Genomic DNA, 15,934 nt, shown 5'->3' with positions numbered 1-15,934 from the left:
AAGTGGAAGACCACCGCGACCATCGGCCGCACCGATCTGACCACCGGCGCCGGCAAGACCGCCGAGGTCTCCGAGCTGGTGCCGCGTGCCGACCGCGACCTGGTGATGGCCCGTCTGGCCACGCCCGTCGACGGTATAGCCCCGCTGCGGGTCGCCACCGCCGCGCCCGCCACCGGGCAGTCGCTGCGCGTGCCCGGGTACGGGCGCACCAAGGACGAGTGGGCGCCGCTGAAGCTCCACACCGGCGCGTTCACCCTCGACACCGTGAGCGCGACCGGCATCGGCACCACCGGTACCGGCGGTGCGGCGGTCTGCAAGGGCGACACCGGCGCCCCCGTGGTCCGTACGACCAACGGCAAGGCCGAGCTGCTCGCGGTCGCCTCCCGCTCCTGGCAGGGCGGTTGCCTGGGCGTGCCCGCCACCGAGACCCGCACCGGCGCCTTCAGCTCCCGGGTCGACGACATCGCCGGCTGGGTGCAGCAGACCCGCGCCAAGGCCATCGGCTGGAAGACCCAGGCCCTGGTGCGCAGCGACACCAACCTCTACGCCGCGACCCGCCTGTACGACGGTTCGTGGACCCCGTACCAGGACGTCCAGGCCGCGGCCGGGAACATCGGCGGCGTCCGCGCCGTCACCTCGGCCGGCATCGACACCAACACCCACGTCCTGGCCCTGGGCGGCGACGGGCACCTGCACCACGCCATCCGCAGCCTCGACGGCAGCTGGGGCCAGAAGTTCATCGACGTCAACGCCAACGTCGCCGACCTCGGCAACATCACCCAGATCGCCGCCACCCCGGTCGGCGCCGATCTGCACATCGTGGTCGTCGCGAACGGCACCCTGTTCCACACCGCCCGCTACGGCAACGGCCAGTGGAGCGGGTTCAAGGTGGTCACCGACAACACCGGGCCGCTCAACGGCATCACCGCCATCTCCGCCGGCGGAACCGCCTCCGGGGACCTGCACATCGCCGCCGTGTCGGGCGGGAAGGTCTACCACACCCGGCGCAACGTCAGCGGCGCCTGGTCCCTCTGGGGATCGGTCTCCGACGTCGCCGGCGCCACCGGGCCGGTGACCTCCGTCGCCGTCACCCGCCAGAACAACGACCTCGACCTCGCCACCGTCGCGAGCGACGGCCAGTACCACACCCTGCGTTACGCCTCCGGCGACTGGTCGCGGATGAACTCCCTCGTCGACGTCATCGGGAAGGTCACGGGCACCGGCATCAGCGCCGCCACCGTCGACACCGACGCGCAGTTCGCCGTCACCACCAACGACAACAAGGTCATCCTGACCGCCCGCCACCTCGATGGCACCTGGGCCGACCCCGAGTACCTCGACCTCACCTCGATCCCCGGCAACCACACCGGCACCGTGATCACCAGCTCCATCTGATCCACGGCCTGCCGGCGGGCGTCCTGGCGCGGGAGCGGACCACCGTCCCGCACCGGGGCGCCCGCGTGCCGGTGTCCGACGGACCGTCACACCTCGGTCCGCTGAGGGTGGTCGGGCAGTCCGATTTCCGGACAATCCTCCTCGGCCCGTTCACGTGCGGACTTCTTCGAGTACGGTGGCATCCCGGCAGCTCGGCGGCCGAATGCTCCGGCGGCGCCGGCACGCGGGCGGTGCCGTGACCACTTCCGGGCGCCACCCCGCCGTCGGTGTGCGGCAGTTCGCGTCCGGGACCGGCCGTCTCCGCCGGAGTCCGACAGGGCAGCGCCGCCAGGACGTCGTCCCCGGGGCCCGGCGAACCTGCCCAAGGACGGAGCGCGATGACCGACGGACCGGACCTGCCCACGGGTACCCGCCGGGTCCCGTACACCGACCCCGGAACGCCCGACCACCGGAGCCCGCTGCGGTACCTCTGGTGGCTCGTGTCGATGCAGCGCAGGCGGGTGCTGCTCGGCGCGACCTGGGGGAGCCTGTGGATGTGCGCGCTGATGCTGCCGCCGTACCTGATGTCGCGGACGATCGACGACGGGCTGCGCGCGCGGGACACCGGGGCGCTGGTCGGCTGGGTGGCGGTGGTCCTCGCGGTCGGGGCGCTGATCGCGGTCCTCGGCATGCTGCGGCACCGCACGATGACGTTCATCCGGGCCGACGCCGCCTTCCGGACGGTCCAGGCCGTCACCCGCCATGTGAACCGGCTGGGGACGACGCTGCCGCGCCAGGTGTCGGCCGGCGAGCTGACGCACCTCCAGGCCGGTGACACCGGCCGGATCGCCCAGACGCTGACCATCACCGGGCCCGGCGTCGGAGCGGTGCTCGCGTACCTCGCCGCCGCCGTCCTGCTGGTCCGGATCTCCCCCGTCCTGGCCGCGGTGGTCCTGCTCGGCGTCCCGCTGCTGGCCGTGGTCATCGGCCCGCTGATGGGGAGGCTGCACGGCGCCGAGGGCCGCTACCGCGAGGAGCAGGGGGCGCTGACCGCCCTGGCCGGCGACCTGGTGGCCGGGCTCGGGGTGCTGAACGGCATCGGCGGCAAGCCGATGTTCGCCGGGCGCTACCGGCAGCGCTCCCGGGCGCTGGTGCCGCTCGGCTACCGGGTGGCCTCGCTCACCAGCTGGGTGCAGGCGGTGGGCGCCTGCCTGCCCGTCGTCTTCCTGGCCGTGGTGACCTGGCTCGGCGCGCGGATGGCGGCGGCCGGCGACATCACGGTCGGCGAACTGGTCGCCGTCTACGGGTACGTGGCGGCCCTCCTGGCACCCGTCTCGTTCTTCGTCGAGGGCGCCGACGACCTCCCGCGCGGCCTCGTCGCCGCCCGCCGCGTCATCGACATCCTGGCGCTGCGGCCCGAGTCCTCCGGCGAGCGCACCCGCACGGCGCCGCCCGACGGTCCGGCGGAGCTGCACGACCCGGAGTCGGGCCTGGTGCTGCGCCCCGGGCAGGTCACGGCCCTGGTCTCCGCACGGGCCGACGAGGCCCGCGCGGTGGTGGACCGGCTGGCCGGCTACACCCCGTCCGGCGCCACCTGGGGCGGCGTCGAGGTCTCCGCGTGGGAGACGGCCGCGCTGCGCCGGCACGTCCTGGTGTCCGACAACGAGTCCTACGTGTTCGGCGGCACCCTGGGCTCCGCGGTGGCGGTCCACGGCGGGCGCACGGCGGCGGAGATCGGGCGCGCGCTGCACGCGGCGGCGGCCGAGGACCTCGTCGGCCTCCTGCCCGGCGGCCTGGACGCACCGCTCCAGGACCGCGGCCGCAACGTCTCGGGCGGCCAGCTCCAGCGGCTGCGGCTGGCCCGGGCCCTGCTCGCCGACCCCGAGGTGCTGCTGCTCGTCGAGCCCACCTCGGCCCTGGACGCGCTCACCGAGGCCGCCGTCGCCGCCCGGCTCGGCGCCTTCCGCGCCGGCCGCACCACCCTGGTCGTCGGCACCTCCCCGCTGGTCCTCGGCCGGGCCGACCGGGTCTGCCACCTCGTGGACGGCAGGGTCCGGGCCGCGGGCACCCACGGCGAACTGCTCGCCACCGAGCCCGCCTACGCGGCGCTGGTCCTCCGCGGCGACCCCGACGCCCGCCCCGACGCCGAAGCCCGTCCGGACCCCGGCGCCCGCCCCGACGCCGAAGCCCGCCCCGAGGCCGACGCCACCGCAGAGCCCCGGGAAGGAGCGTCCCGATGAGCCACGACCACGACGACCCCCACCGGCTCCCCGTCGCCGACCGGGCGACCGTACGGCGGGCCGTCCGGCGCCTGCTCGTCGACGACGGCCGGGCGATGTGCGGGGTCCTCCTCCTCACCTGCCTCGCCGCCCTGGCCGGGGTCGCCGCGCCGTGGTACCTCGGCCGCATCGTCACCCGGGTCGAGAACGGCGAGCTGACGGTCGGCCAGGTCGACGTGCTGGCGGCGGCGGTGCTCGGCTTCGCCCTCGCCCAGCTGCTGCTGACCCGCTTCGCGCGCTACTTCTCGCACCGGTTCGGGGAGCGCGCCCTGGCCCGGCTGCGGGAGGAGGTCGTCGACCGGACGCTGGCGCTGCCCGGCCGGTACGCGGAGCGGGTGGGCACCGGCGACCTGGTGACCCGCTCCTCCCTCGACGTGGGTACGGTGGCCGCCACCCTGCGCAACGCGGCCCCGGACGTCTTCATCGCCGCGGTCCAGGTGCTGTTCGTCCTCGGCGCCGCGTTCCTGCTCGACCCGCTGATCGGGCTGTGCGCGCTGGTGAGCCTGCCGGTCGTCTGGGCGGTGGGCCGCTGGTACCTGCGCCGGGCCCGGGACGCCTACCTCGCCGAGGGCGCCGCCTACGGCGGTGTCGCCGAGGCGCTCAACGCGACCGCCCACGGCGCCCGCACCGTCGAGGCGTTCGGGCTCGGCCCCCGCCAGGACCTCGCCGTGGACCGGGCGATCGACACCGCCTACCGGGCCGGCGTGCGCACCCTGTTCCTGCGCACCGTGCTGTTCCCCGTCACCGAGTTCGCCCACGCGCTGCCCACGGCGCTCGTCCTGCTGGTCGGCGGCCTCGGCTACCTCGACGGCGCGGTGGGCCTGGGCACGGTGGTGGCCGGCAGCCTGTACATGTGGCAGCTGGTCGACCCGCTCGACCGCGCCCTCAACTGGATGGAGCAACTGCAGCGCAGCGGCGCCTCGTTCGCCCGCATCAAGGGCGTCGGCCTGGTGTCGGAGGATCCGCCGGTGCTCGACCGGCGGCCGTCCGACGACCGGATCGAGGTCCGCGGCGTCCGGTACGCCTACCCGGGCTCGCCGGACGTGCTCAAGGGCATCGACCTGGTGGTCCGCCCGGGCGAGCGGCTCGCGGTCGTCGGCCCGTCCGGCGCCGGGAAGTCCACCCTCGGCCGGCTGCTGTCCGGGGTCGACGCCCCGGACGCGGGACACGTCCGGGTCGGCGGCGTGCCGGTCGCCGACCTGGCGGCGGCGGGCGGCCTGGGCGACCGCATCGTCCTCATCACCCAGCAGCACCACGTGTTCATGGGCACCCTCCGGGACAACATGACCATGGCGGCCCCGGACGCCGGTGACGAGGAGATCCTCGCCGCGCTCGCCCTGGTCGAGGCCGGCTGGGTGCACGACCTGCCGGGCCGGCTGGACTGCGCGCTCGGGGCCGGCGGCGTCGAACTCGACGCGGCGCAGGCCCAGCAGCTCACCCTCGCCCGGGTCCACCTGGCCGACCCCCACACCCTGATCCTCGACGAGGCGACCTCCCTGCTGGACCCGACCACGGCGCGGCAGGCCGAGCGGGCGATGGCCGCCGTGCGCTCGGACCGGACGGTCGTCTCCATCGCCCACCGGCTGCAGACCGCCCACGACGCGGACCGCGTCGCCGTCATGGAGTCCGGCCGCATCGTCGAGCTGGGCACCCATGACGAACTGGTCGCCGCCGGCGGGTCCTACGCGGCGCTGTGGCGGTCGTGGAACGGCGAGGGCTGAACTCCCTCCGGCGGTAACAGGAGGACGGTTCACGGGGGTTCCGCCGGACCGGCCCGCGTGGCACCCTGGAGGATCCGGCGGCCGGGCCCGCTGAGCAGCAGCGGGCCCCGCCGCAGGCCCCGCTGAGCAGCCATCAACCGATCGGTTGATGCCGGGCATCCACCGCCGCCCGCCCCAGGTCTGGCCGTCCAGTCGATCCGGCGGACCGGGGCCGACTGCCAGGCTGATGCCATGGCAATCATCGAGGTGGACAGCCTCGTCAAGCGCTACGGCGACAACTCCGTGCTGAACGGGGTCAGCTTCGCCGTCGAGCAGGGCGAGATCTTCGGCATCCTGGGGCCCAACGGGGCCGGCAAGACCACGACCGTCGAGTGCATCGAGGGGCTGCGCACCCCGGACGGCGGCACCATCAGCGTCTGCGGCATCGACCCTCAGCGCGACACCGGCGAGCTGCGGCAGCTGCTCGGCGCGCAGCTGCAGGAGAGCGAGCTGCCCGACAAGCTCAAGGTCGGCGAGGCGCTGGAGCTGTACAGCTCCTTCTACCGCCAGCCGGCCGACTGGCGCGAGCTGGCCGAGATCCTGAACCTCACCGGCAAGCTCGGCACCCAGTTCCGGCGGCTGTCCGGCGGGCAGAAGCAGCGGCTGTCGATCGCGCTCGCGCTGCTCGGCACCCCGAAGGTGGCGGTGCTCGACGAGCTCACCACCGGCCTCGACCCGCAGGCGCGCCGCGACGTGTGGGGCCTGATCGAGCGCATCCGCGACCGGGGCGTGACGATCCTGCTGGTCACGCACTTCATGGAGGAGGCGGAGCGGCTCTGCGACCGGCTCGCCGTGATCGACACCGGGCGGGTCATCGCGATCGACACCCCGGGCGGCCTGGTGTCGCGGGTCGACAAGGGGCAGCGGATCCGGTTCCGGCCGTCCGGGCCGCTGGACGAGACCCGGCTGACCGCACTGGACGAGGTCACCTCCGTCGAGTGGGCCGGCCCGCAGATCGTCGTGACCGGCAGGGGGGACCTGCTGCTCGCGGTGACCACCCTGCTCGCCGGCCAGCGGATCACCGCACTCGACCTGCGGGTCGAGCAGAACTCGCTGGAGGACGCGTTCGTCGCGCTCACCGGCCGCCCCGTCGAATCCTGAGGAGTCCCACCGTGTCCCCCCTGCTCCGGCTCACCGCCACCGAGACCAAGCTGTTCCTCCGCGAGCCGATCGTCGTGTTCTTCGCGCTCGCGTTCGCCCCGATCCTGCTCGTCGTGCTCGGCCTGATCCCCTCGATGCGGGCGAACAGCCCCGAGCTCGGCAACGTGCGGCCGATCACCCTGTACCTGCCGATCGTCGTGTCGATGGGCATCGCCCTGTTCGCGCTCAGCGGCCTGTCCCAACTGTTCGCCTCGTACCGGGAGAAGGGTGTGCTGCGGCGCATGCGGACCACCCCGGTCAAGCCGGGCGTGATGCTCGGCGCGCAGCTGCTGATGGCCACCGTGCTGTCCGTGGTGACGATGCTGGTCATGCTGACCATCGGCAAGCTGGCGTTCGACGTCGACCTGCCCCGCAAGCTCCCCGCCTACCTTCTCAGCTACCTGCTGGTGGCACTGGCGATGTTCGCGGTCGGCCTGCTCGTCGCCGCGCTCGCGCCGACCGGCCGGAGCGCCAGCGCGATGGGTTCGCTGGTCTTCTTCCCGCTGGTGTTCTTCGCCGGCCTGTGGCTGCCGCGCGCCAAGATGAACGATGTCCTGCTGACCATCAGCGACTTGACTCCGCTCGGCGCCGGCGTGCAATCATTGCAGGACACCACCGCCGGGCACTGGCCGCAGCTGATCCACCTCGCCGCCATGCTGGGGTGGACGATCGTGGCCGGCGGACTGGCCGCGCGATACTTCCGCTGGGAGTAGAGGGTTGAGCATCGAGGCCGAGCTGCGCGCCGAGTTCGATCACTGGGAGCGTACGGAGACCGCGGCCTTCAAGGCGCTCCCGTACGTCCTCCTGGCGATCAGCACCGTGATCACGCTGCTGCAGCTGGTCTGGCGGGTGCCGATGCACTTCACGCTGGTGCTCGGGCTCTCCGCCGCCGCCGCGCTCTGGATGCTCTGCTTCCGCACGCTGCGCCCGGAACGGCGGCAGAACCGCCGGCTGATGGGCGTGTACTACACCGGGCTGATGCTGCTGGCCGCCGCCCTGGTGGGCGTCGCGCCCTGGTACGGGCTCTTCACCTTCGTCGGCTACCCCCAGGCCTTCAAGTACCTGCGGGGTCGCCGGCGGTACGTCGGCGCCGCCGTCACCGCGATGATCTCGGCGGCGGCGTTCATGGGGGGCGTGGCCGGCATCAACGACGCCCACATGTGGTGGGCGTGGCTGGCCGTCGGCCTGATCTCCGCGGTGCTGGCCGGGGCGCTGTTCTACTTCGTCGAGATGGCCGACCACCGCAACGACAAGCAGAAGCAGGCCCTCGTCGAACTGCACGAGGCCAACGCCAAGCTGGAGGCCGCGCTGGCGGAGAACGCCGCCCTCCACGCCCGGCTGATGGTCCAGGCCCGCGAGGCGGGCGTCCTGGACGAACGCCAGCGGATGGCGCGGGAGATCCACGACACCCTGGCCCAGGGGCTGGCCGGCATACTGACCCAGCTCCAGGCCGCCGAGCAGACCCTGGACGAGCCCCCGACGCTGCGCCAGCACCTGGCGAACGCGACGAACCTGGCCCGCGAGAGCCTCGTCGAGGCCCGCCGGACGGTCCACGCGGTGGAGCCGGCGGTGCTCGCCGAGGCCCGGCTCCCGGACGCGATCGGCGACGTGGCCCGGCGCTGGTCGGAGATCAACCACATCGACGCGGTGCTGACCACCACCGGCGACGCCCGGCCGATGCACACCGAGGTCGAGGTGACGCTGCTGCGCACCGCGCAGGAGGCGCTGGCCAACGTGGCCAAGCACGCGCGGGCCGGCCGGGTCGGCCTGACCCTGTCGTACATGGAGGACCTGGTCACCCTCGACGTGCGGGACGACGGCGTGGGCTTCGATCCGAGCGCCAAGCGGGTCAACGGGTCCGCCAGCGGCGGGTTCGGGCTCCTCGGCATGCGCCAGCGGGTGCAGCGCCTCGCCGGGCGGCTGGCCATCGAGTCGGAACCGGGGGGCGGGACGGCGATCTCGGCGGCCGTCCCCGCCATCCCCGCGGGAGGTGCGGAATGATCACCCTGCTGATCGTCGACGATCATCCGGTGGTGCGGGACGGCCTGCGGGGCATGTTCCGGGCCGATCCCCGCTTCGAGGTGCTCGGCGAGGCCGGTGACGGCGCGGAGGCCATCGCCGCCGCGGAGGAGCTGCGGCCCGACGTGGTCCTGATGGACCTGCGGATGCCGAGGACCGACGGGGTCACCGCCATCAAGGAGCTGACCAAGCGCGGTGTGCCCTCGCGGGTGCTGGTGCTCACCACGTACGACACGGACAGCGACGTGGTGCCCGCCATCGAGGCCGGCGCCACCGGCTACCTGCTGAAGGACGCGCCGCGGGAGGAGCTGTTCCGCGCGGTGGAGGCGGCCGCGCAGGGGCAGGCGGTGCTCTCCCCCTCGATCGCGACCCGGCTCATGGGCCAGGTCCGACGGCCGGCGCCCGCGCCGCTGTCGGCGCGCGAGCTGGAGATCCTCGAACTGGTCGCCCAGGGGACGACGAACCGCGAGGCCGCGCGGAAGCTCTTCATCAGCGAGGCGACGGTCAAGACCCACCTCCTGCACATGTACGCCAAGCTCGGGGTCAGCGACCGGGCGGCGGCGGTGGCCGCCGGGTTCTCGCACGGCTACCTGACGCCCTGACCTGCGCCCCTGCCGGAGTGCTCCGCGGGTGCCGCCCGGACGGTTCGACCCGTCCGGGCGGCACCCGCGGCCGTGTCACCGTCCGCCGGAGGACGCGCGCGGGGCGTCGACGGCCTCGGCCAGGTGGCCGTCCAGCAGGCCGATGACCCGCGGCATCTCCTCGGTGAGGAAGAAGTGCCCGCCAGGGAAGACCTGGAGGTCGAACCCGCCGGTGGTGTGGGCCCGCCAGTCCTCCGCCTCGGCGACCGAGGTCTTGGGGTCGCGGTCGCCCGTCAGGGAGGTGATCGGGCAGCTGACGACGGCGTCCGCGCCGGCCCGGTAGGTCTCGATGGCGCGGTAGTCGGCGCGCAGCGCCGGCATCGCGGCCGCCATCAGGTCCGGGTCGTCGAGGACGACGGACGAGGACCCGTCCAGGCGGCGGATCTCGTCGGTGATCGCGTCGTCGCCGAGCAGGTGCACCCCCTCGGTCGGGCCCAGCCCGATCGCCGGGCCGCGCCGGCCGGAGACGACCAGGCGGGCGGCGGGCCGGCCGGCGGCCTCGCAGCGGCGGGCCACCTCGAAGGCGACGACGGCGCCCATGCTGTGGCCGAACAGCACCAGGGGCAGCTCGGGCTGCCGGGCCAGCACCTCGTGGATCCGGTCGGCCAGGACGTTCAGGTCGGCGATCGGCTCCTCCCGGCGGCGGTCCTGACGGCCCGGGTACTGGACGGCCAGGACCTCGACGCGGTCGGCGGCGGCCAGCGCGTACGGCACCGGGCGGTAGAACGGGGCGGTGCCCCCCGCGTGCGGGAAGCACACCAGGCGGGCGGCGGGCGCCTCCGTCCTCCGGTAGCAGCGCAGCCAGAGGTCGTCGTCGGCGGTGGGGTCGGGTCGGGCGGACATGGTTCTCCGTTCAGTGATCACGGTCGGGGCCGAGCTCGGCCTCGATGAGGGCGAGGAGTTCGTCGTCGGTGGTGTCGGACAGCGCGTCCGCGCCGGTCCCCCGGCCGGGCCCGGCAGCGGACCCGCCGCCGGTCCGGCCGACCAGCGACTCCAGCCGGGCCAACGCCCGTTCCCGGACCGCCGGGTCCTCGGCGGCGGCGAGCAGCGCTTCGAGGGCGTCGAGCGCGGCGGGCAGCGGATCGGGGTTCAGGGCGGCGTGCAGGTGGGACGCCAGGACGGCGGGTGACGGGTGGTCGTACACCAGGCCCGGCGGGAGCGCGAGGCCGGTGGCGGACGCGAGGCGGTTGCGCAGCTCGACGGCCAGGACGGAACCGAGGCCCTGGGACTTGAAGGTGCGGGTCGGGTGCACGCCCCCGGCGCCGTCGTGGCCGAGGACGGCAGCGGCGTGGGCGCGGACCAGGTCCAGTACGGCGCGTTGGGTGCCCAGGGCCGCAGGGGCCGTGGTGGCCGGGGCCGGAGCGCCGGCGTCCGGGTCGGGACGTGCCGGGGCCTGCTGCCCGGCGGCCAGCCAGTGGCGGGTGCGCTGGAAGGCGTACGTCGGCAGGTCCACGGTGCGGCCGGCCGCCGGCAGCACCGTGTCCCAGTCGACGGGCACCCCCCGGACGTGGGCCTCGGCCAGCGAGGCCAGCAGGCGGTCCGGGCCGCCGTCCTCGCGCCGCAGGGTGCCGACGGCCGCCTCGGAGGTGATGCCGCCGACCAGCAGCGGGTGCGGGGACACCTCGACGAAGGCGCCGTGGCCGGCGGCGGTGAGCACCCCGACGGCCCGGTCGAACTCGACGGTCTCGCGCAGGCTCGCGTACCAGTACTCCGGGCCCGCCTCCGGGCCGGCCAGCCACTCCCCGGTCAGCGCGGAGACCATCGGGACCAGGGCCGGGCCCGGCTCGATCCCCTTCAGGACGGCGAGCACCTCCTCGCGCAGCTCGTCCACGTGGGCGCTGTGCGAGGCGTAGTCGACGGGGATCAGCCGGGTGCGCACCGCCTCACCGTACGCGTCCGCCAACTCCCGCAGGGCGTCGGGCTCACCGGAGACCACCGTCGCCGAGGGGCCGTTGACGGCCGCGACCGAAAGCCGCTCCCCGAACGGCGCGATCCGCTCCCGGACGGCGTCCACCGCGTCGGCGACGGAGAGCATCCCGCCGCGCCCGGCCAGCGCCGTCAGCGCCCGGCTGCGCAGGGCCACCACCTGGGCGGCGTCGTCGAGGGAGAGGATTCCCGCGACGGCGGCCGCCGCGATCTCGCCCTGGGAGTGGCCCACCACCGCGTCGGGAGAGACACCGGCCGCCTGCCACACGGCGGCCAGCGAGACCATCACCGCCCAGAGCGCCGGCTGCACCACGTCGGCGGCCTCGAAACCGTGAAGGCCCGCCAGCACATCGTCCAACTGCCAGTCCACGTACGGCGCGAGGGCCTCGGCGCACTCCGCCAGCCGCGCCGCGAACACCGGGGACGACGCGGCCAGCTCACGGCCCATCCCCACCCACTGGCCGCCCTGGCCGGGGAAGACGAACACCGTCCGCCCGGGGCCCTCGGGGCCGACCGCGCCGGTGACGACAGCGGCGGAGGGACGGCCGGCCGCGAGATCCGCCAGGGCGTCCAGCGGCCGCGGGCCGAGCAGGACGGCCCGGTGGTCGAGCGCCGCCCGCGTCGTGGCGAGGGACCGGGCGACCTCCCCGGCCGACGCCTCCGGCCGGGCCGCCAGGTGCTCCCGCAGCCGCTCGGCCTGCGCGGCCAGCGCGGCGGGCGACCGGGCGGAGAGCAGCCAGACGGGGTCGGCGCCGTCCACCACGGACGCGGCGGGCGGGGACGCAGTGGTTGCGGCGGGAGCCGGTTCGGCGGGGGCGGCCTCCAGGAGGACATGGGCGTTGGTGCCGCCGATGCCGAAGCCCGACACTCCCGCGCGGGGCGGGTGCGCGGTCTCCGGCCACGGGGTCGGCTCCGTCAGCAGCCGCACCGCGCCGTCCCCCCAGTCGACGGCCGGGGTGGGCTCGGTGATGTGCAGCGACTCGGGGAGCGTGCGGTGCCGCAGGGCGAGGACCGTCTTGATGACACCCGCGACGCCCGCCGCCGCGAGGGTGTGGCCGAGGTTGGACTTCACCGAGCCGACCAGCAGCGGGCGCCCGTGCGCCCGGTCCGCGCCGTAGGCGGCGAGCAGGGCCCCCGCCTCGACGCGGTCGCCCAGCCGGGTGCCGGTGCCGTGCGCCTCGACGGCGTCGATGTCCGCGGGGGCCAGCTCCGCGTCGGCGAGCGCGGCGTGGATGACCGCGCGCTGGGCCTCGCCGTTCGGGGCCGTCAGGCTGTGGCTGGCGCCGTCGGAGTTGACGGCCGAGCCGCGGATCACCGCCAGTACCCGGTGGCCCAGGCGCCGCGCCCGCTCCAGCCGTTCCAGCACGAGCACGCCGGCCCCCTCGGACCAGGCCACGCCGTCCGCGTCCGCGGAGAAGGGCTTGCAGCGGGCGTCCGGGGCCAGACCGCCGAGCGCGCTGAACGCGACGTGGTAGCCGGGCGTCGTCATCACCGTCACCCCGCCGGCCAGAGCGAGTTCGCACTCGCCGCCGCGCAGCCCCTCGACGGCGAGGTGCAGCGCCACCAGCGAGCTGGAGGCCGAGGTGTCGACGGTGAGGACGGGGCCGTTGAGGCCGAGGGTGTGGGCCAGCCGCCCGCTGATGACGCTCGGGGCGGTGCCGGTGAACAGCACGCCGGCGAGGTCGGCGGGCGCCTCGTGCAGCGGGGGCCCGTACGGCCGGGCCTCGGCGCCGAGGAACACCCCGGTGCGGGAGCCCCGCAGGGTGGTCGGGTCGATGCGGGCGTGCTCCAGGGCCTCCCAGCCCACCTCCAGGGCGAGCCGCTGCTGCGGGTCCATGGCGTCGGCCTCGCGCGGGGAGAGGTCGAAGAAGGCGGCGTCGAAGCGGGTCGCGCTGTCGAGGAATCCGCCGCGGTCGGTGGCGCAGCGCCCGTCGCGGCGCAGCGCGTCGAGGTCCCAGCCGCGGTCGGTGGGGAACGGGCCCGCGACGGTGCGGCGGTCGACGAGGGCCTGCCACAGGTCCTCGGGCGAGTCGATGCCGCCGGGGTAGCGGCAGGCCATGCCGATGACGGCCAGGGGCTCGGCGGTCATGCGCCGGCTCCGCCCGTGGAACCCGCGGAACCCGTAGAGGCCACGGGGCCGAGGGCGGGGGCGTCGACGCGCACGGTGGTGGGGGCCGGGCGGCGGTCCGCCACCAGGTGCCGGAACTCGATGCCCGCACGCCCGGAGCCGGCCGCCCCGGCGTCGGCATCGGCATCGGCAGAGCGCAGTTCGGCGAGGCAGTCGCACGCCGCGTCGGTGAAGCCGGCGAACCGGTAGGCGATCTCCATCATCCGGTTGCGGTCGGTGCGGCGGAAGTCGGCGGCCAGGTGGACCCCGGCCGCCGCCGCCTCGCCGATCAGCCAGTCCAGCAGGACGGCGCCCGCGCCGAAGGACACCACCCGGCAGGAGGTGGCCAGCAGCTTCAGGTGCCAGACCCGCTCGTGGTAGCCGACGAGCAGCACGCCGACGGCGCCGTGCGGGCCGAAGCGGTCGGTGAGGGAGACGGTGAGGACCTCGTGCTCCGGATCGGCGATCAGGGCCCGCAGGTCGGCGTCGGAGTAGTAGACGCCGGTGGCGTTCATCTGGCTGGTGCGGAGGGTGAGTTCCTCGACCCGGGAGAGGTCGGCGTCATCGGCCCGCTTGATCTCCATGACCAGGTCCAGCGAGCGGAGGAAGGCCTCGTCGGGGCCGGTGAACTCCTCGCGCTCGGCGGTCCGGCGGAAGCCCGCCTGGTACATGCTGCGGCGGCGGGCGGCGTCGACGGTGACGACGGCCGGGCTGAACTCGGGGAGGCCGGTCAGCTCCGCGGCCAGCGCCGCGTCGAAGCAGCGGACCTCGGGGTGGTGGTGGGCGACCTCGGCGCGCTCGGCCGGCTGGTCGTCGATGAAGGCGACCGTCTTCAGGGCGAAGTTCAGCCCGTCCGCGATCTCCTTGACCGACCGGGACTTGGGGTGCCAGCCGATCCGCGGCAGGACGAAGTACTCGGCGACGCCGAGGGCCTCCAGCTGCTGCCAGGCGTGGTCGTGGTCGTTCTTGCTGGCCACGGCCTGGAGGATGCCCCGGGCGTCGAGTTCGACGATGGTGCGGCGGATCTCCTCGGGCAGCACCACCTCGTGGTCCTCCAGGAGGGTGCCCCGCCACAGGGTGTTGTCCAGGTCCCAGACCAGGCACTTGACGAGGGTGGGTGCGTCGGACACGGGGCGCTCCTTCGATTTCCGTTCGTTGCCGTGTTCGTGGTGCGTGTGGTGCGTTCAGTGCTCGTGGTACGTCGTGCCCGTGCGGGGCGGCGGGCGGTTCAGAGCCGGTCGAGGGCGTGCCGGGCGAGGATCAACTGCGAGATCTCGGTGCTGCCTTCGATCAGTTCCATCGCCTTGGCGTCCCGGTAGGCCCGGGCCACCACGTGGCCGTCGGTGAAGCCCCGCGAGGCGAGCACCTGGACGGCCGTCGCGGCGCCGCGGGTCGCGTGGGTGGCGGCGACCTGCTTGGCCAGCACCGCCGTCACCGCCGCGTCCGGGGCGGTACGGTCCCACTGCTCGGCGGCGTGCCGGCAGACCTGGGTGGCGATCCGCTCCGAGGTGTAGAGCTCGGCGATGTGCCGGGCCACCAGCTGGTGCTCGCCGATCGGGCCGCCGCCCTGCTCGCGGGTGCGGGCGTCCCCGACGGCGGCCGTGAGGCAGGCGCGCAGGATGCCGACGCAGCCCCAGGCCACCGACATCCGGCCGTAGGACAGGCCGACCGTGAACAGCAGCGCGAGCGGCTGGCGCCCGCCGCCGAGCACGGCGTCGGCCGGGATCCGGACGTCGTCGAGCACGATGCGGCAGTGCGTGGCGGCGCGGCAGCCGAGCGGGGCCGCGACGGGCTCGATGCGGACGCCGGGCGCGTCCGTCGGCACCATCGCGGCGGCGCCGTCCGGACCGTCGCCGTAGCGGCCGACGACCATGACGAGGTCGGCGTAGGCGGCCCCGGTGATCCACATCTTCTCGCCGGAGACGATCAGGTCGCCGCTGCCGTCCTCGGCCGGACGGATGCGGGTGGTCATGCCGCTGAGGTCGGAGCCCGCGCCCGGCTCGCTGAAGCCCACGCAGGCGAGCCGGCCGCTCGTCAGCTGCCCGAGGTAGCGCCGGCGCTGCTCGCGGTCGCCGAAGCGGCGGACGACCGCCGCGGCGATCCCCTGGACCGTCATCACGCTGCGCAGCGAGCTGCACAGGGCGCCGACGTGGGCGGTGAGTTCGCCGTTCTCCTGGCCGGTGCGGCCGGGCCCGCCGAAGCGGGCCGGCACCTCGGCGCACAGCACGCCCATCGCGCCGAGCTCGCGCAGCAGCTCGACGGGGATCCGGCCGGCCGCGTCCCAGGCGGCCGGCCCGTCGCCGACCAGGGCGTCGATCGCGGCGGTGTCGAAGCCCGTCCCGCCCGTACCCGTGGCGCCCGCACCGGCCGTACCCGTGGCGCCCGCACCGGCCGTACCCGTGGCCCCGCCGCTCATGCGGCCCCGGTCCCGCGCAGGCGCAGCACCATGGCCGCCATGGCGCGGATGCTGCGGAAGTTGTCCCGGTTCAGCTCGGCGCCGACGATCTCGATGTCGTACTCGTCCTCCAGGAACACCACCAGTTCCATGGCGAACATCGAGGAGATCGCGCCGGTGGCGAAGAGGTCCTGCTCGACCTCGGGTTCGGCGCCGGTGTGTCCGACGAGGAAGGCGCTCAGCGCCTGCTCGACGGCGGTCGTCCCGGCAGCGGCGTTCGCGGTGGTCATGTG

General features: G+C 74.8%; 11 protein-coding genes and 1 pseudogene. 7 read left to right on the top strand and 5 right to left on the bottom strand.

Annotated features, from left to right (window positions below; genetic code table 11):
- From ACWDCZ_RS28410 to ACWDCZ_RS28380, 7 genes are all read left to right on the top strand, one after another.
- Positions 1–1,395: trypsin-like serine protease (locus ACWDCZ_RS28410; protein ID WP_449817306.1), on the top strand; the 1,395-nt coding region annotated here is incomplete at its 5' end.
- 377 nt (positions 1,396–1,772) lie between these two features.
- Complete coding sequence (locus ACWDCZ_RS28405) at positions 1,773–3,614, top strand: ABC transporter transmembrane domain-containing protein (RefSeq protein WP_449817305.1); 1,842 nt, start codon at positions 1,773–1,775, stop codon at positions 3,612–3,614.
- Positions 3,611–5,374 carry an ABC transporter ATP-binding protein gene (locus ACWDCZ_RS28400; RefSeq protein WP_449817304.1) on the top strand — a complete coding sequence of 588 codons (1,764 nt, stop codon included), beginning with the start codon at positions 3,611–3,613 and terminating at the stop codon, positions 5,372–5,374. The genes ACWDCZ_RS28405 and ACWDCZ_RS28400 overlap by 4 nt, the downstream gene beginning before the upstream one ends.
- 231 nt (positions 5,375–5,605) lie before the next feature.
- Positions 5,606–6,514: an ABC transporter ATP-binding protein gene (locus tag ACWDCZ_RS28395; RefSeq protein ID WP_049652929.1), complete on the top strand. Its 909-nt coding sequence runs from the start codon at positions 5,606–5,608 to the stop codon at positions 6,512–6,514.
- A gap of 11 nt (positions 6,515–6,525) precedes the next feature.
- Positions 6,526–7,266 carry an ABC transporter permease gene (locus tag ACWDCZ_RS28390; RefSeq protein ID WP_049652927.1) on the top strand — a complete coding sequence of 247 codons (741 nt, stop codon included), beginning with the start codon at positions 6,526–6,528 and terminating at the stop codon, positions 7,264–7,266.
- A 4-nt stretch (positions 7,267–7,270) separates the two neighbouring features.
- Entirely contained in the window at positions 7,271–8,554 is a 1,284-nt protein-coding gene (locus ACWDCZ_RS28385; protein ID WP_117490458.1) for a sensor histidine kinase, read from the top strand.
- Entirely contained in the window at positions 8,551–9,174 is a 624-nt protein-coding gene (locus ACWDCZ_RS28380) for a response regulator (protein ID WP_049652923.1), read from the top strand. The genes ACWDCZ_RS28385 and ACWDCZ_RS28380 overlap by 4 nt, the downstream gene beginning before the upstream one ends.
- Positions 9,175–9,249: 75 nt before the next feature.
- On the opposite strand, the gene ACWDCZ_RS28375 is transcribed toward ACWDCZ_RS28380, so the two are convergent.
- The 5 genes and pseudogenes from ACWDCZ_RS28375 to ACWDCZ_RS28355 form a co-directional block, all read right to left on the bottom strand.
- Positions 9,250–10,056, bottom strand: coding sequence for a thioesterase II family protein (locus ACWDCZ_RS28375; protein WP_049652921.1), 807 nt, complete (start codon positions 10,054–10,056; stop codon positions 9,250–9,252).
- Between the two features lie 10 nt (positions 10,057–10,066).
- Positions 10,067–13,219: pseudogene (locus tag ACWDCZ_RS28370) on the bottom strand (type I polyketide synthase); the annotation flags it as partial.
- Between the two features lie 5 nt (positions 13,220–13,224).
- The gene (locus ACWDCZ_RS28365; protein ID WP_449817303.1) at positions 13,225–14,376 is read right to left on the bottom strand and encodes an HAD-IIIC family phosphatase; all 1,152 of its coding nucleotides are present in this window, start codon (positions 14,374–14,376) and stop codon (positions 13,225–13,227) included.
- 98 nt (positions 14,377–14,474) lie between these two features.
- Positions 14,475–15,662 carry an acyl-CoA dehydrogenase family protein gene (locus tag ACWDCZ_RS28360; RefSeq protein WP_449817302.1) on the bottom strand — a complete coding sequence of 396 codons (1,188 nt, stop codon included), beginning with the start codon at positions 15,660–15,662 and terminating at the stop codon, positions 14,475–14,477.
- Positions 15,659–15,931: an acyl carrier protein gene (locus ACWDCZ_RS28355; RefSeq protein WP_449817301.1), complete on the bottom strand. Its 273-nt coding sequence runs from the start codon at positions 15,929–15,931 to the stop codon at positions 15,659–15,661. The genes ACWDCZ_RS28360 and ACWDCZ_RS28355 overlap by 4 nt, the downstream gene beginning before the upstream one ends.
- Positions 15,932–15,934 lie beyond the last annotated feature (3 nt).

It is taken from the genome of Kitasatospora sp. NPDC001225 (assembly GCF_053597855.1).
This window is presented reverse-complemented; position numbering and strand designations above follow the sequence as displayed.

Coding starts and splice junctions, on each gene's coding strand:
- ACWDCZ_RS28405 (WP_449817305.1), top strand. CDS start 1,773: ATGACCGACGGACCGGACCTGCCCACGGGTACCCGCCGGGTCCCGTAC.
- ACWDCZ_RS28400 (WP_449817304.1), top strand. CDS start 3,611: ATGAGCCACGACCACGACGACCCCCACCGGCTCCCCGTCGCCGACCGG.
- ACWDCZ_RS28395 (WP_049652929.1), top strand. CDS start 5,606: ATGGCAATCATCGAGGTGGACAGCCTCGTCAAGCGCTACGGCGACAAC.
- ACWDCZ_RS28380 (WP_049652923.1), top strand. CDS start 8,551: ATGATCACCCTGCTGATCGTCGACGATCATCCGGTGGTGCGGGACGGC.
- ACWDCZ_RS28375 (WP_049652921.1), bottom strand. CDS start 10,056: ATGTCCGCCCGACCCGACCCCACCGCCGACGACGACCTCTGGCTGCGC.
- ACWDCZ_RS28360 (WP_449817302.1), bottom strand. CDS start 15,662: ATGAGCGGCGGGGCCACGGGTACGGCCGGTGCGGGCGCCACGGGTACG.
- ACWDCZ_RS28355 (WP_449817301.1), bottom strand. CDS start 15,931: ATGACCACCGCGAACGCCGCTGCCGGGACGACCGCCGTCGAGCAGGCG.